We start from the raw sequence: 22,489 nt of genomic DNA, 5'->3' as shown, positions 1-22,489 counted from the left end.
AAAGAATCCACAACGAGATATCTTGAAAGAAATCTTTTCAAGTCAGGGTATCTGTATGTTCACGCAATTTAAACTCTTCGGTTATTTAATTGTCATGGTCTCTACAATTGGCTTAAATAATACGGCTTTATGTCCCGATTCTAGCCTCGCCTCTGCACCCTATTGCCAATGTTGCGACGAAAACGGTGAAAACTGTAAATCCTGTCTCTGCAACTAACTCGAAAGCCCAGAATGGAATGCTCGCACCGGCTGCTCGTCGATGGCCGGTGGCGATCGCAACGGATGGGGTAGACTCTACCCCATCCCATCCAACGATTACACTTAACTCAAAAGCGTCGTCGCCCGTTGGACAAACGCTGCCGCCGTCAGACCGTTAAACGCCATCACCGCCGCTGCACTGGCCGCCGTGTCGCCCCGCTTCCAGGCAAACAAATCGCGAGGAGCCGTCGAACGGAGCAGGATTGGTTCCAACATTGCACCAGAACCGCCCGTGATTGCCAACACCGCATCCCCATCGAACAGCGCCGCAAACTCCGCAGCGGAGAGGAAACCCTGATCCGATTCACTGCATAGATCCGCCGCCACATCTGACGGCCGATAGAGACGGCGGGGACTCACTACCACCACAACTTTTGAACCAATGCCCTGGGCCTTAAGTTGCTCGGCTGCATCGAGCGCCGGAATCAGGGTCATATCGCCTAAAACCGCGAAAACGACGGTTTTTTCGCCGGGGGTTTCCTGGAGAACAAACGCGCCATGGGTGAGAGCGTCGCGGGTTTGCTCCACCGTTGAGCGAATCGGCAGGGGGGATTTAGACACCGTGATCGTGATGCCTTTGTTCACCTGCTGGAGTGCCCATTCATAGCAGGCTTGGGTGCTGTTGGCATCGCAGGGGAAGAGGGGGAAAACGTTGCCGTTGCGCATCATGGCGGCGAAATAGTTTTCCACTTCGGGGCGTTGGTGCGTCCAACCGTTGCGCCCCTGTTCCAAAGCGCCGGCGGTGAAGAGGCAGACCGTGGCGGGGGTGGGGCGGCGCAGTTCGGCCATGGCTTGGGTGACGGTTTGCCAAATGGGGAGACCGTTGATCGCGAAGGATTCGTAGGAGCACCAGAGCGATCGCGCCCCAAACAACGCCTGAGCCGCCGCCAACCCCGCACAAGCATCCTCGCTCAAGGGTTCATAGACTTGGCCTTGGGGCTGTTGGAAATAGTCCGCATCCGTGGTGGGGTGAACAATTTTCAAGCCCACATTGATGTTGTTAATCCCCGAAGCGGCGTTACCGTCGGCATTCGTCACGACAAAATCCGGGTCAGCTTGACCCACCTGCACCACCATTGCACCCATCGCTGTGGTGGACACTTGTTTATCACCCAGGGGAAATTCTTGCAGGGTGACGCTACCCAACTCCGGTACGGGGCGAACGCTCTCCGTCACAGCGGTTTGAGCGGCCGGGCCACCGTTGGCGCGGACGTAGTTGGTGCGCACCAATTCCCAGGCTTGGGGGGTGAGGGCGCGGGCTTGGAGCGCGGCGATGATGTAGTCTTTTTCGACGGAATCACCGGGATAGAGGTTATGGGATTTCGCGCCGCGCTTGTGAACGCCTGCGCCTTTGAGTTGCTTGACGATCAAGACCGTCAGCGTGCCACCGAGGGCGGATTTCGCGGCTTTGTCCGTGGCTTCGAGGAGGGCTTGGGTAAATTTGAGGCGACCTGCAAAGGAAAACGCGGTGCTGTCCACATAATCACCCGGTTGATCAGCATCGTCGTAGTCTTTGGCATCGAGGAGAATCACCTCAGCGAAGCCGTTGCCCTGCCAATAGGCGAGCATTTCGGCGTTGGTTTTGGTGGATACCATGCTGTGGTGTTCTTGGCTGTAGCCATTCCAGACGAGGATCGGCAGGAAGTTGGTGGTGTCGGGGTAGGCGGTGTTGAAGTGGCCGAAGCTGCTCATGATGTAGGGTTCGCCTAACCCGCCGTCGCCGATGGTGACGGGGAAGAGCACGCCGGGGTTGAGTTTCGCGCCGGCCATGGCGAAGTGTTGCCCTTGGCCGAGGGGGCCAGCGGGGTTAAGCAGGCCGGGGATTTGTCCGGAGAGGTGACCGAGGAGGCCGTGGGTTTCGCGGAAGCGATCGCGCATTCCTTGCACGGTGTTAATCCCCATCGCTTCGAGGGATTGATCGAGGAAGACGTTGCTATAGAAGCCGGGGGCGTGGTGGCCGACTTCGGTGGTGATGTTTTTGTAGCCGAGCATCACCAAGGCTGCGATTCCATCGGCAATGCTGGCAAAACCGCCGGGGTGGCCCGATTGCTTACTGGCGGTGATTTGGAGGGTGAGATAGCGCAGGGCATCGGCTGCCAAGAGGGTTTGATAGACGGCCTTGGGGTCGCTGGGGGAGGCGATCGCGGTTTGTCCCGGTGCGATCGCTGCCTCGCCGCCGTATTGGTCAAAGCCTGGCAATGTCTCCGCAAAATATTGAATGCCGTCGCAGAATGTGGGGGTGGCAGTGGCTACAGACATGAATTGATCCTTAAGTTGTTCGACAAATCGTTAAAACAATCTTAAAGCACTGGTGACTAAAACAACTTCACAGTTGCTTAAGTCACTGATTATCGCTGACGCTCTGCCCCTCCCCCGCCGTGGGCATTAGTCCCGCCACATCCGGGCGGCGGTGGCGGCCCATTGTTCCACCCGCACGCCCCGGTTGATGGCCTGCGATCGCCCCTCACCCAGAATATTCAAGGGTTGATCAAACTGATTCGCCCCCGCATGCAGCCCCAAAACCACATACACACCATCTTCCCAATGACCGATCAAGGCGCTGCCCGATGCCCCTGGATTCGTATCGCAGGCATGGAACAATTGACCCGCAAACTGAGCCAACGCCCGCCGATTCACATTCAACGCCGCCGCCATATCCACCACACTGCACCCAGCATGCTGGCCAGCCGTATCTCCTGCCGGGCCGAAAAATCGTTCTTGGGCCGCACCGGGAAAATCTCCTGAATAGCCCGCAAGCCGGATTTGATTCGCGATCGCGTCAATCACGCGGGGATTGTCAAAATCCAGTGCCACCCAACCCAGATAGCCGAAGCGATCGCCGATCGCTTCGTCAAGCCTGAGAATCGCCCAATCCGCTGCGGCTTCACCAGGAGCCTCTTGCCAGCCATATTCAAACTCGGTCACACCGATGATCTCCGCTTCACCCTGAATCATATTGGGGCGGAACCGGATCTGCTCTGGGGGGAACAACACATCTCCGGTGTTTTCATCGGCGATACAGTGGGAGTTGGTCAACACGAGATCCCGTCCGATCAGGGTTCCGGTGCAATTCCCCGTCAACCGACCACGAGGAGTTAAGAGGTCAACGCGGCCAATGGTGGAGTAGGGATAGGCATTGGTGAGAACAGGTTTGCGTTCGTCTTCGTTGATCACCACACGAGTCCCACTGAGGGGGTTATCGCTCACGGACAGGGAATCCGGCACAAATCCTTCGCCAATTGTGTGATCGCCGTTTTCGGCTCGCAGGGGTAACGGTGCAACAGCAAGGAGGAGGCTCACCAGCGCGATCGCAGCAACAAAACGATTGTTCATGGGAATTTCACACAACAGAACATCAATATTTTCAATGTAGCCGATGGTTCCGATCGAACCCAGTTGGTTTCAGTTTTGGTAACGGGGTGGGTTGCGATCGCCCCTCTCGGATAGACAGGATAAAATGGGCGAGAGTTGCAACGCAACGCTCACCGGTTCCCGCCACCACCCCTTCTGATGCAAGCCGTTGAAAAAATCATCTATAGCCCCGCAGACTATCTAACTCAGGAGGTCGAATCATCCGACCGTCATGAATACATTAAAAGATTATTCCCATGACAGGAAGAAACCCCGCCCATAATCGTCCGACCCTCAATTTAGCCAGTGGGTTGCGCATTGCACTCAAGCGTCAACCCTACCGCGTCTTCATCACCGATCAACACTTAGCAATTCCCGCAGTCAACCTTTACCCCTATCCTGATGTGATGCTATTGCCAGAACCCATTGAAACAGTCCCCAACCGCACGGATAAGCTAATCAGCATCTAAATTACATATAATAGTACAAAAACAATACCATATCAATATGCCGATTAAAAACTATATAACCACGGAAGAGAAAAAAATATTGCAGCATGAACTCAAGTATCAGGAGAATCCAGATATTCGAGAAAGAATCTTGATGCTCTTATTAAGAAATGATGGCAAAAAATATCAAGAGATTGCCGATTTTTTGGGTTGCTCATTAAGAAAAGTTGCCTACTGGTGTACTCATGGAGATCCGAATAATTTGGAAAGCCTGGTTGACGAAAGAATGAAAGGAAATTTTCATAAAGCCACACCTGAGTATATAGAATTATTAATAGAAATCATCAACAAAGAGCCGAAAGAATTTGGGTATGAATATGGAAGGTGGACAGCAGAGAGATTAGCAAAGCATTTAGAGCAAGAGACTGGAATTGAATTGAGTTCTAGTCAAGTCAGAAGGATTCTAAAAAAAACAAATTTGTGTACATTTGGTCAAAATACAGCTTAGAAGATCAGCAAAATCCAGAAAAAAAAGCATTATTTAGAACAAAATTGAATGAATATGTAAAAATAGCAAAAGAATCGTCAGAACGTCTCCAGATATGGTTTTAGGATGAAACTGGCTTTGGATTGAAACCAATTAGGGGAAAAAACTGGACAAAGAAAGGAAAGCGAAAAAAAAGTATCAGGAAAACGGATAAAAGGGAAAATTAATGTGATAGGGATTTACGTTTGTCTGATAAGAAACGGTATGTAGACTTTCTGAAAAAAAGGACAGGAGAAAATTTTTATCATGTACTAAAACAGTTTTATGAACATCTAAAACATGAATGGGCTGGGGAAGATAAAAAGGCAGAAGACTTTGAAAAAGATGGCTGTAAAATTGTTCTTGTTTTAGACAATGCAAGTATTCATAAAACGTAAGGATTCAGGTACTTGAAACGCAGTCACAGCAAGGCTTTCAAAATCGAGGTGAGTTCTAAACCTGATTGACTGACAAAAGAAGTGGTAGGGATAGCTAAAGAGGTTGCCCTGACTGAAATACAGAGAATTAAGAAATGGGAGTCAGTCCTCTAGAATTGAGTTACCACAACAAAACTCTGGAGAACTGTGAAAAAAACTCCCAAATTTACAATGCCCTGAAAACCTGGTTGGGTCAAGACATCCCCTGGGCGCATCTGAGCCACCTGACTACCTGCATCTGGATGGTCATCGCCGTCATCCAAACCGGAGCAGTCAACCTCACGAAATGGCTGCCGTATCTGCCCTGTCGAGGATTGTTTGCCCAAAGTAAACAGCGGCGAGTCCGACGCTGGCTGGGCAATAGCCGCATCAATATTCATCGACTCTACAAACCCATCATCAAAGCCGCCTTAGCCGATTGGCAGGATGAGGTGATGTACCTGAGCTTAGACACCTCACTATTTTGGGATGAGTATTGTCTGATTCGGGTGGCTGTGGTGCATCGCGGTCGTGCTTTACCCCTAGGCTGGCGTGTGTTGGCTCACCCCAGTGCCTCGGTTGCCGCCAACACCTACCGAGAACTGCTCCAAGATGTCGCTCGACTCCTACCGCAAGGGGTGAAGGTGGTGCTGCTGGCTGACCGTGGCTTTGTGCAGACGGAGACTATGACGCTGGTGCGCACCTTCGGCTGGCATTATCGCATCCGCATCAAAAGCAATACCTGGCTTTGGCACTCTGCCAAGGGCTGGAGCCAACCAAAAGCGTTTCATCTCAAACCCGGTGAAGCCCTCTGCTGGCACAACGTCAAACTTCACAAAGGTGAATGGTATGGTCCGGTTCATGTCATTTTCGGTCGCAACAATGTCAATGGCGAGTTTTGGGCGGTTGTCAGTGATGAACCGACCCACCTCCAGACTTTTGCTGAGTATGGTCTCCGGTTTGATATCGAGGAGGCGTTTCTCGATGACCAGTCTGGGGGTTGGCACCTCCAATCTTCCCAACTTCGCTCAGTTTGTGTTCTTTCCCGTCTCTGCTTCATTCTGGCTCTGGCGACTCTCTATGTCTCAGCTCAGGGTCTTGAGGTTGTCCAATCGGGCAAGCGTCGCTGGGTTGACCCCCATTGGTTTCGCGGCAATAGCTATTTTCGTTATCGGTCTTGAGTGGATTCGTACTGCTCTCCTTGAGGGCTGGCGCTTGATTCGGCTTGTTGCTTTCTTTTCTAATTCTGACCCTGAACCGGCTATGGCTTCTCGTCCTCAGCATCGGCAACGCTCTTATCGCCTTGAATTCCAGTTTTGCTCTTTTTCTTACTCCCCTGACTGAATCTTTTGTCCGTCAATCAGGTTCTAAACTAACAGTTCATTCTCAATAAGTACGCAAGACTAGGGGTTACAGCCTTGTTTATTGAGAATAACAAAATAGCCCGAAATAGCTGAAACCCATACTGAGCAATGCTTACAGCCAAATTATCATGACCTGAATATTTACCATAAAACAAAAGAGTTTTGATCAAAAATCAAAAAAGAGATACCGAATTTAATGATCGAGTTCTTACCAGAGTACAGTCCAGACTACAACTTGATAGAACTGGTGTGGCATTCAGCGAAAGAATTTATCGCGAACCGATTTTTTGATTCGATTCAAGAGTTAGAGATTTTGTTGCATAAATTACTAAATGAGAAAGAACTAGTGACTAAGTGGCATCGGACTATCAAAAATAAAGGAAACTCAGTCAATGCAATTTAGATGCTGATCAGCTCGGTCTGATTGATGACCAAAATTATTGCACTATCTAGAATTCCTTGAAAAATCACCCCCGGCTGATGCTAAACCGGGGCTGTATCTATTGCCCGCAACCTAACAAGATGAACAGTGGAGGGGATCGAGGGGAAGGGCAAACGGGGAGAAGAGACGCATTTTAACCAGGAGACTGGCTTGATTTGAGGCTTGAGTTGTAAAGATTCGTTAAGCTAAGGGGAAGGCTGCTCACTGGGGCAGTCCCTTTGTTCCTGTTCTGCTGAAAGTGTTCCATGGTATCAGACGCATTATCCCCGGCCTCGTCTTCTGAACTCGCCTCCCTTGACCCCTTCGATTGGGATGAGGCGTGGTATCCGGTGCAGTTTGTTGGGGATTTAGACCGATCGCGCCCGACCCGGTTTGTCCTGTTAGAGCAACCCTTGGTGATTTGGTGGCAGGAAAAAACAGAGCAGTGGGTGGTGTTGAGCGATCGCTGTTCCCATCGTCTCGCGGCATTGTCCGAAGGGCGGATCACCGAAGATGGCTGCTTAGAATGTCCCTATCATGGCTGGGCCTTTACCGAAACGGGAGCGTGCGATCGCATTCCCTTCCAGCCCGAACATGGAACCGCCCACCACAGCCCCCGCGCCGCCATCCGTCACTACCCCAGCGAAGTCGTCCAGGGGATGCTTTTCGTCTACGCCGGTCAACCCGAAAACGCCCCCACAACACCCATCCCCCGCGTCACCCCCCTCGACCACAACGAATCCGAATGGGTGATGGTAGATGTTGCCCGCGACCTGCCCTACGATGTGACGACGCTCCTCGAAAACGTCCTCGACACCAGCCATGTGTCCTTCACCCATCACCCCCGCGTTGGCAACCGCGCCAACGCCAAAGAATTTGACCTCGAAGTCAGTGCTGTGGAAAAATCCGGTTTTACGGGAGCTTGGCCCGAAGGCCCGCGCCGAGGCAAACTCGGTTCCCAAAAAACCACCTTCATTGCGCCGGGCTTGATGTGGCACGACATTGCCGAAAGCCCCTTTGGTCAGGTGATGACGGTTCTCTATGCAACGCCGATCGCGAAGGGAAAGTGTCGAGCGTTGGTGCGGCTGCCGTTCCGGTTTAAATCGGCTGTACCGCGCTTTGTGTTTAAGTTCACGCCCCGCTGGTTTTCCCACTTGAACCAAATGGGCATCCTCGAAGATGACCAAATTTTCCTCCACATCCAAGAACGCGAACTGGAAAAATCCCAAGCCAACTACGCCCAAACCTGCTATCTCCCCACCGGATCAGACCGCTTTGTGTCGGCCTATCGTCGCTGGGTGGAAAATCACGGCGAACCGTTCCCCGATACGACGTTTGATCCGCCGGAATTGCGCCATGAATTTCTCTTAGAACGCTACCATTCCCACACGGAACAGTGCCAAAGTTGCCGCACCGCGTTGCAGCGGTTCAAACGGATTCGCCAAGCTTGCGCGATCGCACTCCTCCTCCTTTGGGTTGCTCTCCCCATTGCAACCATCACTGCACCCTTAGGGTTAACGGGTGCAATCTCAGGCGCGATCGCCATCACGGCCTTCGCCTGGTGGAAAGTGGGGCAATGGTGCGATCGCTTCACCCAAGGCGAATATCCCCCCAGTCGCAACACCCGTGCTTGAGCGTAAACCTTTAAAATCGATGCAGGATCTCCTGAGCCGACCATGCCCGCCCCTCAAACACCCCTCGCAACCATCCCAACCGAACCCATTTGGCGATTAAGCATTGAGCAGTACCACCAAATGATCGCTACTGGGATTCTCACGGCTGGCGATCGCGTGGAGTTGCTCGATGGCCTCCTTACTCTAAAAATGCCCAAAAAACCCCCTCATCGGCTCGTGACCAAACTCCTTCGCACTCTCCTGGAAGCCGTCACGCCCGAAGGTTGGTACACCGATAGCCAGGAACCCATCACTCTCGCAACCAGTGAGCCAGAACCAGACCTGATGATCGTTCAGGGTAACCCTCGCGACTACAGCGATCGCCATCCAAGCGGGGCCGATTTGGGTTTAGTCGTTGAGATTGCGGATACAACATTGGAGCGCGACCGTACCCTCAAAAAACAGCTTTATGCGGAGGCCCAGATCCCGTGTTATTGGCTGATTAATTTACCGGAACGGAGTTTAACAATTTACACCAACCCCATCACTCAAGAGGGGCGATCGGACTATCAACAGTCTGAAACCCTAGACGAAACGGGAGTGGTTTCGGTGGTGATTGCGGGACAAAAATGGGGTGCGATCGCTTTAAGTGAATTTTTACCAGAACGTAATAATTAGATACGGAGAGAACTAAATCAATATTCTATAAATATTACCCACTCAACAACTCATAACAACACGACCAATGAATACCCTTATGAGCTTCCTAAAAATCCGTGCCTACACAACAGGACACACCAAAATTATTTTTGCTAAAAATGAATAAGGATAGGCGGTTTCAGTTGCGTCAAGCTCTAGCCAGTCAGGGACTTTACTCAAATTTACCTGATAATCTAAGGTAGCGTGGTGACATACCCTGAAAAATCAAAAAAACTTGACACCCTGATTTGATAAACAATATTTACCCTATACCTTATGAAAATACATCATAATTCAACAACAGATAGAATCGGTGTCCAGGCTGTTGGAGAACAATTTGAAAGAGCAGGGTATATTTTTAGAGAACAACCAATAAGTGATTATGGAATTGATGCACAAATTGAATTTGTAGAGGGAAAAACAGTCACAGGAAAGTTAATAGCCTTGCAAATAAAAACAGGTATTTCTTGGTTTCAAGAATCAAAATCGCAAGGTTTTATATTTAGAGGAGATAGTGAACATCTAGAATACTGGATAAAGCATTCTTTGCCTGTTTTGATTATTTTACACAACCCAGAAACCCGTATTTCTTACTGGCAAGCTATCAAATCAGAAAACGTAATACCCACTGGTCAAGGATGGAAAATTATGGTGCCAGAAAACCAGCGAATAAATCCTGGTATGGATGTAGACCTGAAACGTTTAGTCAATAAACTCACAACTCACAAAGATTATACGATTTTTCATGTTAAAGATTTAAGTCATAGATTGGCAAAAAGATATTCATTACGAGTAATCTTAAATAAAGAACATACTCAGTCAGAAATCATTGATCTTATAAAGAGTCTTACTATCAAAGCCATTGACTACAAATACTATCGAAATCAAATAACTCAAAAGTATTGGCACAATAAACCAGCACACGTTGTTTGGTTGTTTATATATCCTTCAGCAGAGGATGAAAGTAACAATAACTTTATCTGTCAGACGGAATGGTTCTCAGAAAACATTCCTCTAGGCGGTGAACCAAGTTCAATAGGTGGAGAAGAGATATCCAACAGAATTAAGGTTAAGTGGAATTATAGTTACTTAACTTGGTCTCAGGTTAATGATAAAAATACAATTAATAAAGAAGACTTTGTCAAGCAAGTTCTTGAGCTTACAAATGAAATTTGTGATTTATTATCTGATGCTGAGTCAATACTTGGAAAATACGACGAAAAAGAATATGACTTTGAAACACTATTAAATATTTTGAGTGAAGATTATGAGAAAGCAACAGAAATATATTATAAGGGTACTGATATAGGTCTTTCTCCATATGAGTGTAAACGTGTTGATCAGGAATTTCAAACCATGATTGCGCATGCACACAATGTATACATATTTTTAGGCGAATATGGAGTGAATAATAATCGAACAGAGGAAAATTTTATTTGGAATGTAAGAAGCCAATTAAATTATTTCAAAGAATCTAATGCGAAATTTAGGCTCGCAGTGAAAGAAATACAATAGTTTTAAGGTCTTCATGACACGATCGCACACTCTCACAAAAAATCTCCTTGAACAAACCACCCAGCGAATCCTGCTGCCTAATGTGAGTTGGTCAACTTATCAAGCATTATTAGCCGACTTAGGCAGTGGGCGATCCACTCGTCTTGCCTACGATCGCGGCAGCTTAGAAATTATCATGCCCTCCGATATTCACGAGATTCTTAAACATCTACTTGAACGCATTGTTACAGCTCTCACTGAAGAACTTGACCTGCCCATTCGGGGTGTGGGTTCAGTAACACTCAATCGGGAAGACCTACAAAAAGGCGCAGAACCCGACGCTGGGTTTTATATCCAAAATGCCGCCAAAGTTCGAGGCAAGACAATCGATTTAGCGATCGCTCCACCGCCCGACCTGATTATTGAAGTCGATATTTATAGTTCTTCGAGCCGTCGGTTGCAAATCTATCAAGATCTGGGGGTTGGGGAAGTGTGGAGAGCGACCCAAACAACCATTCAGTTTTATCAACTTGTCACCGTAGATGGACTATCTGAATATCGAGAGTGCGATCGCTCACCGACATTCCCCCTGGTGACAGCAGAAATTATTCAACAATGGCTTGAGCTTGCCGAGCGAGAACAGGATGACAATGCCATGGTAAGAGCCTTGCGGCAGTGGGTGAGAACCCAACCAACAGAGAACGTAACCGAATCATCATCCTGAACGCGATCGCGCCAATCCGTTCCAAACACTTAAAAACTCAGCGACGAAAGAGCGAGCCGAAACAGGCTTGTACTGAGATGCGTTCGTGATTGGGAAAGGCGGAAATATCGATGGTTTCTTGGCCTTTGAGAATGAGTTGCTGTTGATAGCCATCGGCTTGGGGGTTGCGGAAAATGTGTAATTGCTGGGCAGACACATTCAGCACCCAATAGTCGGCGATTCCTGCCGCTGCGTAGAGATTGGCCTTTACTGTCAAGTCCCGGTCTAAGGTTGAATCTGCTACTTTGACGATTAGGTAAACGTCCTCTGGCTGGGGGTGTTGCTGAGCATAGAAATCAGGGCGGGGTTTGACCACCGCAAGATCCGGTTCTGGTTCTGAATAGCGATCGAGGGTGAGCGGATCTTGGACGCGCACGAGTCCCTGTGCGCCGAGGTGCTGCTCTAGTAATTTTTCCAGAATTTTGCATAATGCACTGTGGGCGGGGCCTTTGGGCATTTTTTGAATGATTTGTCCGTTAATCAGTTCAACCTGTTCGTCCTCGGCTAAAATCCCCACCGCTGCCATCTGATGATAGTCCGCAGTGCTGAGCAGCCGTAGATCAGTGGGCGCAAGGGGCGTTGCTGTCATAGGAATGTGAGGTTCAGAAAGCCTGAATGTATTATAGGGTTTGCCTTGATCGGCGATCTGAATGGCAAGCAGCAAGGGAATGGGGCGGGGAATTGTTGTCTCCCACGGCGGCGATTCTGGCTAAGCTAGAGGGGTTGGAATCCAAGACTGTGTAGCCCATGGCTGAATCGTTTCACTTCATTGTGCCGGCCCCGCCCCCGGCTGAGTTTTTCGCGCCCCATCAATTGGCGCAGGAGTTTCGCCATGAGGTGGCGTATCGGGATGATTTTCAGGACTATTGTCGTTGGTATCGGGCGACGGCGGCGCAACATCGGCAGGAGTTGGCGCGAATGCGGGGGGATTGGAATGTGTTTGGCTGGTTTGTGCGGGGACGACGGTGAGGCGATCGCGCCCCTCTCAATTGGTGCGCATCCATCACTAGGGGTCAGCCGTTAGGATTGAGAGTGTGCCAGCGTCAAACGGAGCCACCGCCGAGACAAAACGGTGAATCGTGAATTAGAGGGCTTCCACTTCATCTTCGCGGAGATGGGCGCGAAATTTCTTTTCAAATTTGACGAGGATGGGAAAGTTGGCGCTGACGGGTCTCCCTTGCCATTCGGTAATGATGGCGATGATTTCGCCTTCGAGGCCTTTAATATCAAAGGCTGCTTTTTTATGTTCAGGGTGATGATAGACCACCACTGATTCTTTAACACGGATGCGATCGCCAACGTTCATAGACAGTGTTTTCCTCCTTGGGTTGAGCAAATGCCAGCAGGATGAGCGTCTGACCCATCATGGGGCAAAAAATGTTTCAGTCTGAGCATGAAGTCTGTTCCCCATTTTTGCACAGGAGCGGCCACAGACAGAATCCCAACGACAGGATGTCAGAATTCAGCAGATCACCCCGCAAGAGGGCCAAGGCTTGATTTAATGGGAAAGGTTGATCAATCCATCGCCCGTTTGGGGAGTGAGGCTTGCCCGGCTTTGAGAGTTGGGGCGTTGATGGGCCTCGGTTTGGCTGCTCTTTATTAATCATTTCCACTGGTTCCTATGGTGCAATTGCCTCAAAAGCTAAACGTCTGGGTGCAATCTTTTAGTCGAGGCAGTGCGATCGCAGCGGGTCTCTTCTTCAGCATCATGGCGCTGTTGGTGCTCCATCGTCACCATAGCTATCTGCCCTCCTATACCTCCTTTGACCAAGGTATTTTTAACCAAGTGTTTTGGAATAGCAGTCATGGGCGTTGGTTTCAAAGCTCGCTGTCGGCGATGGAGTCGATCTCGTTGCCCGTGGCGGAGGTGGGCTACCATCGCTTGGGGCAACATTTCACCCCGGCGTTGCTGCTGTGGGTTCCCATCTATGCGATCGCCCGCAACTCCACCGCCCTACTCCTGATTGCCGTCGGCATCGTCACCGCCGCCGGTCTTGTCCTCTATCAACTGGCGAGGCAACGCCTCTCCCCCCGCCTCGCCACCCTGATCATGGTCAGTTTCTACGCCAGTCGCGCCGTTGCCAGCCCCACCCTCGGCAACTTCCAAGACCTCTGCCAACTGCCCTTATTCATGTTTGGGTTGTTTTTAGCCCTGGAAAAACGGGCCTGGCTTTGGTTTGGGATCTGTGGGATGTTGGTATTGGCGGTGCGCGAAGATGCGGGGATTTTGCTGTTTAGTGTGGGGCTGTATCTGATCGCCAGTCGGCGGCAGATGGCGGTGGGATTAGTCACCTGTGGGGTGAGTTTTGCCTATGCGATCGCCGTCACCACCTACATCATGCCCCTCTTTTCCGCCGATGTGGGCGAACGCTTTCTCGTCGATCAATTCGCCCCCTACATCGACGGCGACAGCACCTCCAGCCTCGCCGTCCTCTGGGGCATGATCAGCAACCCGCTCATTGTCCTCCAGCAAATGTTTACCCCCCTCGGCGGCACGCTCAACTACCTAATTGACCAAGCCCTCCCCCTCGCCCTCATCCCCCTGATCTCCCCCTCGGCCTGGGTACTGATGGGCTGCCCCTTGCTGATCTTGTTCCTGCGTGATGATCCCTGGGCCTTGTCCTTAAGTATGCGGTTTGCCCTCAATGTCGTGCCGGGGATTTTTTACGGTGCGATTCTCTGGTGGTCTGCCCATCCCAACGCCGCCAAAAAACAATGGTTTCGCCAAGCCTGGATCGCCTGTATCGGCTTATCGATCCTGTTCACCATTACCGCAAACCCCCACCGTGCCCTGTCCTGGCTGATTCCGGATTCCGTCCAGCCCTGGGTTGCCGTCCAGCCCTGGACGCAATGGCCCCATGCTGCCCAGATCAACGCCGTCTTGCGGGAGATTCCGCCGACGGCCAGTGTCTCAGCCACGAATCCGATCGTGCCCCATCTGTCCAGTCGGCGGGAAATGTTAAGTTTGCCCGCGTGGCAACTGCGTAATGATGCGGGTGAGGTGGTGGATGTGGAGTATATCGTGGCGGATTTGCACCAGTTGGCACAGTATGAGGTGGCCTTTGTGGACGATCGCGATCGCCTCCGTCAATTTGCCCCCTGGCTCGAAGCTCGGATTCAGGACAATTATGGCATTACCCGTTATCAAGATGGGGTGATCGTGCTGCAACGAGATCAACCCTCAGATCCCCAACTCCGTCAACAGTGGCTTGCAGATCTACAAACCCGTTGGCAAGTGGAATAGGGAGCGGATCTGTCCTCCTCTGTAGTGCGAGCTTCTAGCTCGCTGCCCTGACGAAGAGAGGGATCAAATACAGACTCAAGTTGCGAACCTGGATCGAGTATGAGTGAGCCAGAGGCTCACACTACCATTGTTGGAATTCTCTGTAGTGCGAGCTTCTAGCTCGCTTCTGATGACACCCTCTAGGGGCGATCGCGCTCTAGATCCGCGATCACTTTTTCCAAATACCACACCTCCGAACGGCCCGGAAACTCCGCTTTGGCCTGCTGAATTAGCCGCTCCGCGATGCCCCACTGGCCCCCCACCAGGGCTAGGAGGGCTTGATGGCGGGGCGTGTCCGGTTGTGGGGCTGAAGAGGAAAGCCCCGCGCCTTGGAGGGTTTTGAGGTGGTCGAGGATGGCTTGATAGCGGGGCCAATCTTCCTGTTGGCAGTATAAACTGGCGGCCTGTTGGTAGTCGTCGCAGGCTGGGCGGAGGTTTTCCTGTTTAATCTGGGCTTGGGCGCGGTGGACGTAGGCGATCGCACTGTGGGGATCGAGTTCGAGGGCGTGGGTATAGGCTGCGATCGCGTCGCCGTGGGCCTGTTGGGCGTGGTAGATATCCCCTTTCGCCACCCAGAACCCCGCCGCGTTTGGGTTCAACGCCAACGCCGCCTCTAGATCTGCCAACGCGCCCCCCGTCTCGCCCAACTGACACCGCACCTGGCCCCGATAACAGAAGGCGATCGCATCCTGGGGGTTGAGTTGAATCGCCCGATTCAGATCCGACAGTGCCGCGAAAGACTGCGATAAATAATGCTGCGCCCAGCCTCGACAGCGATAGGCGTTGCCATCCTCCGCCCCATTGTGCAGCAACCAATCCAATTCCTGCCGCACCGTTTCCGCTTCCCCGGCTTCAATGCGGGCGATCAGTTGCGGGTAGATCAGGGCGGCAGGGTGGGAGGTGGGAGTTGCGGGACTGTTAACCGGCGGTGGGGCGGCGGATTTGGGCTTCAGGGGGGTGATCTTGTCGAGGCAGCGACGACAGGCAGGGGCATCTTTAGCCTTGAGATAGAGATCCGCAGCGGTTTTAAAACTAGCGATCGCCCCTGTCACATTGCCCTGTTTACGGTAGAGCGTGCCTTGGAGTTCATGGGATGCCGCATCGGTGCGATCGCGCTGGATCGCCGCCTCCACATCCTGTTGCGCACCGGGAATATTCCCCAACGCCAACCGCACCACCGCCCGACCGTAATACAGTTTCGGGTTGTCGCGATCGAGGGCGAGGGCTTGGGTATAGTCGGAAATCGCGCCGTGGAGTTGACCCGCATCAAAATAGGCGATCGCCCGTTGACCATAGGCCGCCGCCAGGTCGGGATAGTCTTGGAGAATTGCGGTAAAGGTAGCGATCGCCCCAGTAAAATCGCCTTGCTGTCGTTGCTCAATTCCCCCGCGCAAAACATCATCCATAGTCTTCCCTACAATGGTGCTCTTTTGGAGTCTAATCCAGCCCATCCCAGAACGCCAACCATCCTGATTTTGTGAACGGAAAAACCGGATCGCTATCATAGGGGTAGCTATCTTGTTTCGTTTGATATCCTCCACATTCAAGGATTGGTCTATGATTGTCGTCGCCCAGAAACGCCCCGATCAGCGGGCCGAATTTATCCAAAAAACCTACGCCCATCTCGCCGCTGCGATCGGTGGGTTCATTGTCGTTGAATTCTTCCTCTTTACCACCGGCATCGCAGAAGTCTTGTTTAACCTGCTGATTGCGACCGGCATGATTGGCGGGTTTGCTTTGATAGCAATCTTTTCCCTAGTCGGGTGGTATGCCCGCGAACTCGCCACGAAAACCGAATCGATCAATCAGCAATATATGGGACTTGGTCTTTATGCGGTGGCTCAGGCGGTCTTTTTCGCACCGTTGCTCTACATGGCCGCCACATTTTATGATCCCACCGTCATCCCCACCGCCGGAATCTTAACGCTGCTGCTGTTCGGGGGATTAACACTGGTGGCCTTTACAACCAAAAAAGATTTCACGTTCCTCGGTGGGATTTTAAAAATCGGCGGGTTTATTGCGATCGGGGTGATCATTTGTAGTTTTCTTTTTGGCTTTCAATTGGGGCTGCTCTTTTCCTCGGTCATGGTGGTCTTTGCCTCGGCGGCGATTCTTTATGACACATCAAAAGTGATGCACCATTACCGCACTGATCAATATGTGGCGGCATCCTTAGAACTCTTTGCGTCCGTTGCACTGCTGTTTTTGTATATTCTGCGGATTGTGATGGCGTTATCTTCGCGGGAGTAATGGCCGCACCGATCCAGATTTGGTTATTAAACTTTGAAGCGATCGCCCCTGAATACGATCGCTTCTTTGCCGTTTTAAACCCCGCCGAACAACACCGCGCCCACCGCTATCACCACGAGCGCGATCGCCAACAGTTCACCCTAACACGGGGCTGTTTACGCCATCTCCTTAGCCCCTGCATCGATCGCGCCCCCCAAGACATTACCTTCACCACCACCCCCACCGGCAAACCGGAACTCACCGCATCCCCCTGGCAATTTAACGTCACCCATTCCGGCGCTTGGGGCGCGATCGCTCTCCATCCCCATCACCCCGTCGGCATTGACCTCGAAACCCTCCGCCCCTTGCCCAATGCTCTCGACTTAGCCCGTCGCTTTTTTTGCCCTGCCGAAGCTGATGCGATCGCTGCCCTCCCTCCCGCCCAGCAAGAGATTGCCTTTTTCACCCTCTGGACTCGCAAAGAAGCCTATTTAAAAGCCACCGGAGCAGGGCTTACCGGCTTAAAAACTGTAGAAATATCCCACACCGCCCCCCCGCAAATCCTCGCTCTCCACCCACCCACCGCGCCGCCCTGGTCTCTCGCCGATTTACCCCCGCTGCCCAACCTGCGCGGTGCGTTCGCAATCCAACGCCAGCCCGATGCTGTTGAATACCATTGGCTGAATGCGATCGCCGATTTATCCACGGTGATTCACTAAAATTATCTCAGGATCATCACCCACTACCACGGACTGCCGATCAGGGTAAACCCCGACCAATAGTAGGGATGGCTGAGGGTGCGATCGCCAAACCGAGACAATTCCGGCGGCAATTCAATACTGCCGGTTTCACTAATAAGACGGCCATTTTGCAACACAGTATTACGGTTTAATAATGCTAATTGAGCCTGCCGTAACGCCTCCGCTTTCGTAGGCATTTGGGTCAGTTGTTGATAAAAACCCTGCATTAATGCCAAGGTGGCCAAATCATTGGCATACCAAATACTCGCCAACGCCGAATTCACCCCCGTTTTCACCGCCAAACCGGCAAACCCAAACTCCGCCTCCTCACTGCCAAATGCCGTCCGACAGGCACTCAACACCAATAAATTCACCCGCTGCTGTGCCCAGGGAATCACTTCAATCGCCTCCAGTGTCAGGGGTTGATCCCACAGTTGAATATAGGAGTTTTCCCGGTGGCCCGCTTGAAATTCGGCATGGGTGGCAAGGTGAACAATATCAACTGGGTTTTGTTGGGTTTGTTGCCAATTGGCTAAGGTGACTTGATCGTTGAATAGAGTGGTTGAACGGGCGCTAGCGGTTGCGATCGCTGCCAATTCTGCCGGCACAGCCGGTAAATCCGATTGAGTTTGAAAATCAGCAATCCCCATCGCCAAAACCGAAGAACGTTGCAGATTTGTGTAATGGGTTTGGGTCAGGGATAAGCTCGGTACTAAACTTAGATTATACTGTTCAATTAAAAACTGATTGCCATCATACAATGCCGCCATCGGCACTGCCCGCAAGCCTGCGTCTAAACTAAACACCAGCGATCGAATATCAAAGCGTTTTAAATCTGCCTTTAACGGCGCAATTAACCATTGATAAAGCTGTTCAGCATCGGGGCGATAACTCACGGTTTGACGACGTACCGGATCACCGATTTCAAGTCTGAGGCTTTGGACAGTCTCTAATAACTCGATTTGGTTCACCGGCACAGTATAGGTAATGGGTTGACCCACCGGCGGGACGAGGAGTAAATCCAGTTGATCCGGTCGGACAAAAGCATAGATGATCGCGGAGTTAATGCCTGTGGCTTCACTGCGAGTTTTTAAAATCCCCTGCATTTCTAAAACACTCAGGGTGCGTTGTGGTAACTCAATACCGAGTTGTTCCGCAAATTCAGCACTATACAATTGATCCAAGGCGGCGATCGCTGCTTCTAGATCATCACCCAAAATGGAGTTATGGATGAGGGTGCGATCGTAACCTCTCGTCTCATCTTGAGCTTGAGAATCGAATAAATCCCTCGCTTCAAATCGATCGAAACTTGATGAAAATTTAGGACTTTTACGGACGATGCTTTGAGTCAAGGGCGGAAATGAAAGTCGTGGCGAGACCACATTATCCGTCATTTTAAAGTCTTCAATTTGAAAGACTCCCAGGGTTCCAGTGGCAGAATTATTCACTAAATCCACTTGTGCAGAATTACCGTAGTTTGAATAATCTAACGTGTCTTTTCCTGTCCCCCCGTCTAACACACCGCCAAAATTCACAGCATTACCAAAAATAAATGTATCGGATGCAGTCCCGCCCTGGATTTTTTGGACATTCTGAAACCCAAAAGAGACTTGAGCATTACTCATCCGACCCTGTTGAGTTCCTTGCAGTAACCAGTTTGTATCTTGATTAAACCCTATCAGTTCCTGCGCACCAACAATTGTCAAGGGCGCACGATTGATAAAGTCAACGGTGGCAGGATTTTCGACCAATTCTATGATTCCGGTGCTGTTTGGGTTTCCTAATTGGGTTGAGCTAAATCCTTGAAATTGGCTGATCTCTGCTGTGGATAAATCCCAGGCTGGTGTGCCACTATTTTGGCCAACACTAATATCCTGATTCATGGTAAAAGTACTCAGGCTTAATAAGCCTGTCCCTTCAATGGGGGATTTAATTGCTGAAGCATTGGCTGCAATAGTTAATGAACCAGTGTTGATGCCAACGCCTCCTGATTGGTTATTGATCGTGATACCGTTCGCGCTGAGTTTTACATTTTGGGCGGTGATCAGTGCTCGTAATTCAATTTTATCTTGAGCCTCGAATGTGAATGCCGTCCCGGTCAGGGGAGCATCGGAAATAATCGAATTTGCTCGCAAGATTACATTGGGACTCAAGAAATTGAGATTGGCAGAACTATCGATCTTAATTTCATCCGTTGCTTCTAATAAAAGCGTGCCTGATTGAGCATTGAGCGCCGTATCAGAGAGGGTGAATATAGATCCGGGACTATTGTTTTGCAGGATGCTGGGTAATTCACCGTCGTTGATCGCGAGGGCCGCGCCCACAATGAAGATTTTGGTCGGATCGAGGTAGAGGGTTCCGATTTCACCATGGGGGGCGGTGAGGTCGGCTTGACCGTTGTAGGCGAGATTATCCCGTGATGATACTTCGATGAATCCACCATCACCGCCTTGGTTGCCCCCTCGTGCTTCGAGGGACCCCAGGAAGGCGGTGGCTTCGTTGGACCAGATTAAAATATCACCGCCGTTGCCTTCGGGGGCGGTGGTGTTGGCTCGAAAGGTGCTGGCTTGATCGACGATGACCCGGTTTGCGTCGGTGCCGATGGTGATTTGGCCGCCGTTGGTGCCGGAAGCGTCAAGGGTGGCGGCGGTGAGGGCAATGCGATCGCCCTCAACCTGAATCATTGGGGTCTGGGCTGCATCTGTGGTCTGGGTGTCAAGCTCACCGGACAGGGCCACAAGACCGGGTAACACCGGCACGGCCAGATCAGACCCATTAAGCTGCACCCTATCATCGTCATTGAGCGCAATACTGGCAAGATCCGCAGGGCCGGTGAGCAGTTGGGGTAATTCTAGGGCGGTGATGTGACCGGGACGGGTGGCGGCGTTGGGGTCTATTTCGAGGCTGAGGAGTTGATTGGGTTGAGAAATCCGAATCCGAGATGAATTGGGAACGCCCACGATCTGAATTGTGCCCCCTGGTGCGCTGAGTTGTCCGGTATTGATCACGGTTTTGCCGACCAAGCCTAGGTGTTGCCCAGGGTTGACCTGCAACTGCCCTGCATTAATCACCGTGCCACTGTCGGTATCACTAAAGATGAAGCCTTGGGGTGACCCGACCAGATCAGCGTAGGTGTTGTTTTGGTAGGCGTGAAATGTGCCGTTGGCGAATTCGATGCCGGTGGCGGTGGTGGCGAGGAAATCAGCGGGAACGTTGAGATGGGCATTGGGGCCAAACACAATACCGGCGGGGTTCATGAGGTACAGGTTTGAGTTGCCGCCGATGATGCTGAGCAGACCATTAATAATTGAAGGGTTACCGCTGACGACGCGGGTCAAGATGTTGCGGATGCTGGGATTGCTCAAAAATTGAGCGGTTTCGCTGGCACTGAGGCCGAAGTCTTGAAAACTATGGAAGAGGTTTTGGTCAATGGTTGTGCCGCCCTGAATTGTAAATTGGTTGCCGTTTTGCATGACGGTGGTGCCGGTTCCATCGGGTGCTGCGGTGATGGATTGGGCCAGGACTGGTGCTCCGGGGAGGGGGGCAAGGAGGAGGCTAAGGAGGGTGAGGGCGGTGGTGGCTGGGCGATGGTAGGGGGAAGGCTTGATAGACGCTAGGCTCACGGCAGAGTGATCGAGGGGAGCGGACGGCTGGATGAGACTAGTGTTATGGTGAAACTCATGGGGATGGTTCTTCATACGGAGGAGGTGGTCAACGGGGGAAAGTTGGAAGTCTGTTGCGATCGCCTCAACAGACCCACGCTCTGAGTTTCGGTCTGATCGCTCATCTGGATACCCCCTCACTCAATCGAATGACCTGTCGGATATCTTAAGATTATTTGTTGAGAAAGGGGGAGAAGTGATTGTGACCTACCACTTCTCCCCCTTTCTCCGAGACGGTCAATCAATGATCCGTATGCTTTGTTCAGAGAATAAGATCATTTGTCATCATGATCGATGGTCTATTGAATGAAGGTGGCGGCTGAGAACTCGCACAGTTGGGCGGAGTTGAGCAAGATGGACCAGTTATCTGTGGCATTGTTACAGTGTGTGGACAGATAGGCGGGTGTGGATGTGCGGCGATCGCGGGCGTAGGCTTGGAGGGGTTCGTACCACAGCCCTGCATCCGCGTAGGCGGCGGGGTTGGTGGCCGGGTCAAGCTGCTTCACCCGTTGGGCGATCGCATCATCCTCGGATAACCGCTGCACCCAACCATCGATCGCAATATTAGCGGTGGGATCATCGGGATTCAGCACGAGACTCACGTACCAATGGTAGACTGCTCCGGGTTCTAAGGCGTAGCGATCGCCCTCTGGCAGGTTAAACGTCATAATGCCGCTGGTGTCCGGGGCTGCCTGTTCCATCTCATACACCAACAATTCATCCATCCCGGTGTCCAGGTTATGGCGATAGAGGGTGAATTTTACCGTTTGTGCCGCTGACACGGGGACGTAGGCATAGAACTCCGGCCGCGCCGAGAGGGTGAGAGGCATTACACCAGCAGGAACCAAGGTCTTCAGGTAGGAAGGCAAGGTAAGCCCTGTGCGAGTGCCGCCATCGCCCGCACTGCTAGGCGCACCGCGATCGGGGGGAGAAAACGAGCTACGAGTGCCGCCATCGCTCGCACTGCTAGGCGCACCGCGATCGGGGGGAACAAATGACCCACGAGTGCCGCCATCGCTTGCACTTCGCGGCGCACCGCGATCGGGGGGGTTAAACATTTGAGCCGCCACTGGATTAACCATCCATACAGCGCCTGTACTCAGAGCGGTGCAGCAAAGGGCAGCGAGGGAGGGTTTCCAGGATGTGAATAAGGGAGAACAGGACATTGCCTAAAAAACTCCTTGAATAATCTTGACTAAAGGATTTGTACTATTTCGGAAA

The 22,489-nt window shown here is 51.5% G+C and carries 19 protein-coding genes and 1 pseudogene; 13 read left to right on the top strand and 7 right to left on the bottom strand.

Annotated elements, in window-relative coordinates:
- Positions 1-321: 321 nt before the first annotated feature.
- The gene (locus tag SPI6313_RS14360) at positions 322-2,517 is read right to left on the bottom strand and encodes a phosphoketolase family protein (RefSeq protein ID WP_072621615.1); all 2,196 of its coding nucleotides are present in this window, start codon (positions 2,515-2,517) and stop codon (positions 322-324) included.
- Positions 2,518-2,643: 126 nt separating this feature from the next.
- The gene (locus tag SPI6313_RS14355) at positions 2,644-3,591 is read right to left on the bottom strand and encodes a trypsin-like serine peptidase (RefSeq protein ID WP_072621614.1); all 948 of its coding nucleotides are present in this window, start codon (positions 3,589-3,591) and stop codon (positions 2,644-2,646) included.
- A gap of 275 nt (positions 3,592-3,866) precedes the next feature.
- Between SPI6313_RS14355 and SPI6313_RS14350 the strand changes: the two genes are divergently transcribed.
- From SPI6313_RS14350 to SPI6313_RS14310, 9 genes and pseudogenes are all read left to right on the top strand, one after another.
- The gene (locus SPI6313_RS14350) at positions 3,867-4,079 is read left to right on the top strand and encodes a PDDEXK family nuclease (protein ID WP_072621613.1); all 213 of its coding nucleotides are present in this window, start codon (positions 3,867-3,869) and stop codon (positions 4,077-4,079) included.
- Positions 4,080-4,116: 37 nt separating this feature from the next.
- Positions 4,117-4,566, top strand: a complete 450-nt coding sequence (locus tag SPI6313_RS14345; RefSeq protein WP_072621612.1) for a helix-turn-helix domain-containing protein — start codon at positions 4,117-4,119, stop codon at positions 4,564-4,566.
- A 224-nt stretch (positions 4,567-4,790) separates the two neighbouring features.
- Positions 4,791-4,982, top strand: coding sequence for a transposase (locus tag SPI6313_RS14340; protein ID WP_072621611.1), 192 nt, complete (start codon positions 4,791-4,793; stop codon positions 4,980-4,982).
- A 134-nt stretch (positions 4,983-5,116) separates the two neighbouring features.
- Entirely contained in the window at positions 5,117-6,181 is a 1,065-nt protein-coding gene (locus SPI6313_RS23605; protein ID WP_217650614.1) for a transposase, read from the top strand.
- Between the two features lie 349 nt (positions 6,182-6,530).
- Positions 6,531-6,767: pseudogene (locus SPI6313_RS14330) on the top strand (transposase); the annotation flags it as partial.
- Positions 6,768-7,051: 284 nt separating this feature from the next.
- The gene (locus SPI6313_RS14325; RefSeq protein WP_072621609.1) at positions 7,052-8,419 is read left to right on the top strand and encodes an aromatic ring-hydroxylating dioxygenase subunit alpha; all 1,368 of its coding nucleotides are present in this window, start codon (positions 7,052-7,054) and stop codon (positions 8,417-8,419) included.
- 42 nt (positions 8,420-8,461) lie between these two features.
- Complete coding sequence (locus SPI6313_RS14320) at positions 8,462-9,076, top strand: Uma2 family endonuclease (RefSeq protein ID WP_072621608.1); 615 nt, start codon at positions 8,462-8,464, stop codon at positions 9,074-9,076.
- A gap of 297 nt (positions 9,077-9,373) precedes the next feature.
- The gene (locus tag SPI6313_RS14315) at positions 9,374-10,612 is read left to right on the top strand and encodes a DUF4365 domain-containing protein (protein ID WP_072621607.1); all 1,239 of its coding nucleotides are present in this window, start codon (positions 9,374-9,376) and stop codon (positions 10,610-10,612) included.
- Positions 10,613-10,625: 13 nt separating this feature from the next.
- Positions 10,626-11,315, top strand: coding sequence for a Uma2 family endonuclease (locus tag SPI6313_RS14310; RefSeq protein WP_072621606.1), 690 nt, complete (start codon positions 10,626-10,628; stop codon positions 11,313-11,315).
- Between the two features lie 37 nt (positions 11,316-11,352).
- On the opposite strand, the gene SPI6313_RS14305 is transcribed toward SPI6313_RS14310, so the two are convergent.
- The gene (locus tag SPI6313_RS14305; protein ID WP_072621605.1) at positions 11,353-11,943 is read right to left on the bottom strand and encodes a Uma2 family endonuclease; all 591 of its coding nucleotides are present in this window, start codon (positions 11,941-11,943) and stop codon (positions 11,353-11,355) included.
- A 158-nt stretch (positions 11,944-12,101) separates the two neighbouring features.
- On the opposite strand from SPI6313_RS14305, the gene SPI6313_RS14300 reads away from it, so the two are divergent.
- On the top strand, positions 12,102-12,323 hold the full coding sequence (locus tag SPI6313_RS14300) for a hypothetical protein (protein WP_072621604.1): 222 nt from the start codon (positions 12,102-12,104) through the stop codon (positions 12,321-12,323).
- Positions 12,324-12,438: 115 nt separating this feature from the next.
- On the opposite strand, the gene SPI6313_RS14295 is transcribed toward SPI6313_RS14300, so the two are convergent.
- Positions 12,439-12,660, bottom strand: coding sequence for a ferredoxin-thioredoxin reductase variable chain (locus SPI6313_RS14295; RefSeq protein ID WP_072621603.1), 222 nt, complete (start codon positions 12,658-12,660; stop codon positions 12,439-12,441).
- Positions 12,661-12,975: 315 nt separating this feature from the next.
- Between SPI6313_RS14295 and SPI6313_RS14290 the strand changes: the two genes are divergently transcribed.
- Positions 12,976-14,598: a DUF2079 domain-containing protein gene (locus SPI6313_RS14290; protein WP_072621602.1), complete on the top strand. Its 1,623-nt coding sequence runs from the start codon at positions 12,976-12,978 to the stop codon at positions 14,596-14,598.
- Positions 14,599-14,777: 179 nt separating this feature from the next.
- Here SPI6313_RS14290 and SPI6313_RS14285 read toward each other — a convergent pair whose 3' ends face one another.
- A complete protein-coding gene (locus SPI6313_RS14285; RefSeq protein ID WP_072621601.1) occupies positions 14,778-16,043 on the bottom strand; it encodes a tetratricopeptide repeat protein in 1,266 nt (421 codons plus the stop codon).
- Between the two features lie 151 nt (positions 16,044-16,194).
- Here SPI6313_RS14285 and SPI6313_RS14280 point away from each other — a divergent pair, with 151 nt between their 5' ends.
- Both SPI6313_RS14280 and SPI6313_RS14275 read left to right on the top strand, forming a co-directional pair.
- A complete protein-coding gene (locus SPI6313_RS14280; protein WP_072621600.1) occupies positions 16,195-16,887 on the top strand; it encodes a Bax inhibitor-1/YccA family protein in 693 nt (230 codons plus the stop codon).
- Positions 16,887-17,585 (top strand): 4'-phosphopantetheinyl transferase family protein, encoded by a 699-nt coding sequence (locus tag SPI6313_RS14275; protein WP_072621599.1) that lies wholly within the window; start codon positions 16,887-16,889, stop codon positions 17,583-17,585. Before SPI6313_RS14280 ends, SPI6313_RS14275 begins: the two co-directional genes overlap by 1 nt.
- Positions 17,586-17,608: 23 nt before the next feature.
- Here SPI6313_RS14275 and SPI6313_RS14270 read toward each other — a convergent pair whose 3' ends face one another.
- Both SPI6313_RS14270 and SPI6313_RS14265 read right to left on the bottom strand, forming a co-directional pair.
- A complete protein-coding gene (locus SPI6313_RS14270) occupies positions 17,609-21,229 on the bottom strand; it encodes a CHAT domain-containing protein (RefSeq protein WP_175551145.1) in 3,621 nt (1,206 codons plus the stop codon).
- Between the two features lie 338 nt (positions 21,230-21,567).
- Positions 21,568-22,434 carry a DUF928 domain-containing protein gene (locus tag SPI6313_RS14265; protein ID WP_084669039.1) on the bottom strand — a complete coding sequence of 289 codons (867 nt, stop codon included), beginning with the start codon at positions 22,432-22,434 and terminating at the stop codon, positions 21,568-21,570.
- Positions 22,435-22,489 lie beyond the last annotated feature (55 nt).

The sequence above is a fragment of the Spirulina major PCC 6313 genome (genome assembly GCF_001890765.1).
In the GTDB taxonomy this organism is placed as follows: domain Bacteria; phylum Cyanobacteriota; class Cyanobacteriia; order Cyanobacteriales; family Spirulinaceae; genus Spirulina; species Spirulina major.
The sequence above is the reverse complement of the archived record's forward strand: the minus strand, read 5'-3'. Positions and strand labels throughout refer to the sequence as shown.

What these genes read in the sequence shown, in the direction of transcription:
- SPI6313_RS14310 (WP_072621606.1), top strand. Translation starts at nt 10,626, where the DNA reads ATGACACGATCGCACACTCTCACAAAAAATCTCCTTGAACAAACCACC.
- SPI6313_RS14280 (WP_072621600.1), top strand. Translation starts at nt 16,195, where the DNA reads ATGATTGTCGTCGCCCAGAAACGCCCCGATCAGCGGGCCGAATTTATC.
- SPI6313_RS14345 (WP_072621612.1), top strand. Translation starts at nt 4,117, where the DNA reads ATGCCGATTAAAAACTATATAACCACGGAAGAGAAAAAAATATTGCAG.
- SPI6313_RS14275 (WP_072621599.1), top strand. Translation starts at nt 16,887, where the DNA reads ATGGCCGCACCGATCCAGATTTGGTTATTAAACTTTGAAGCGATCGCC.
- SPI6313_RS14265 (WP_084669039.1), bottom strand. Translation starts at nt 22,434, where the DNA reads ATGTCCTGTTCTCCCTTATTCACATCCTGGAAACCCTCCCTCGCTGCC.
- SPI6313_RS14355 (WP_072621614.1), bottom strand. Translation starts at nt 3,591, where the DNA reads ATGAACAATCGTTTTGTTGCTGCGATCGCGCTGGTGAGCCTCCTCCTT.
- SPI6313_RS14285 (WP_072621601.1), bottom strand. Translation starts at nt 16,043, where the DNA reads ATGGATGATGTTTTGCGCGGGGGAATTGAGCAACGACAGCAAGGCGAT.
- SPI6313_RS14300 (WP_072621604.1), top strand. Translation starts at nt 12,102, where the DNA reads ATGGCTGAATCGTTTCACTTCATTGTGCCGGCCCCGCCCCCGGCTGAG.
- SPI6313_RS14305 (WP_072621605.1), bottom strand. Translation starts at nt 11,943, where the DNA reads ATGACAGCAACGCCCCTTGCGCCCACTGATCTACGGCTGCTCAGCACT.
- SPI6313_RS14325 (WP_072621609.1), top strand. Translation starts at nt 7,052, where the DNA reads ATGGTATCAGACGCATTATCCCCGGCCTCGTCTTCTGAACTCGCCTCC.
- SPI6313_RS14295 (WP_072621603.1), bottom strand. Translation starts at nt 12,660, where the DNA reads ATGAACGTTGGCGATCGCATCCGTGTTAAAGAATCAGTGGTGGTCTAT.
- SPI6313_RS14315 (WP_072621607.1), top strand. Translation starts at nt 9,374, where the DNA reads ATGAAAATACATCATAATTCAACAACAGATAGAATCGGTGTCCAGGCT.
- SPI6313_RS14350 (WP_072621613.1), top strand. Translation starts at nt 3,867, where the DNA reads ATGACAGGAAGAAACCCCGCCCATAATCGTCCGACCCTCAATTTAGCC.
- SPI6313_RS14290 (WP_072621602.1), top strand. Translation starts at nt 12,976, where the DNA reads ATGGTGCAATTGCCTCAAAAGCTAAACGTCTGGGTGCAATCTTTTAGT.
- SPI6313_RS14320 (WP_072621608.1), top strand. Translation starts at nt 8,462, where the DNA reads ATGCCCGCCCCTCAAACACCCCTCGCAACCATCCCAACCGAACCCATT.
- SPI6313_RS23605 (WP_217650614.1), top strand. Translation starts at nt 5,117, where the DNA reads ATGGGAGTCAGTCCTCTAGAATTGAGTTACCACAACAAAACTCTGGAG.
- SPI6313_RS14360 (WP_072621615.1), bottom strand. Translation starts at nt 2,517, where the DNA reads ATGTCTGTAGCCACTGCCACCCCCACATTCTGCGACGGCATTCAATAT.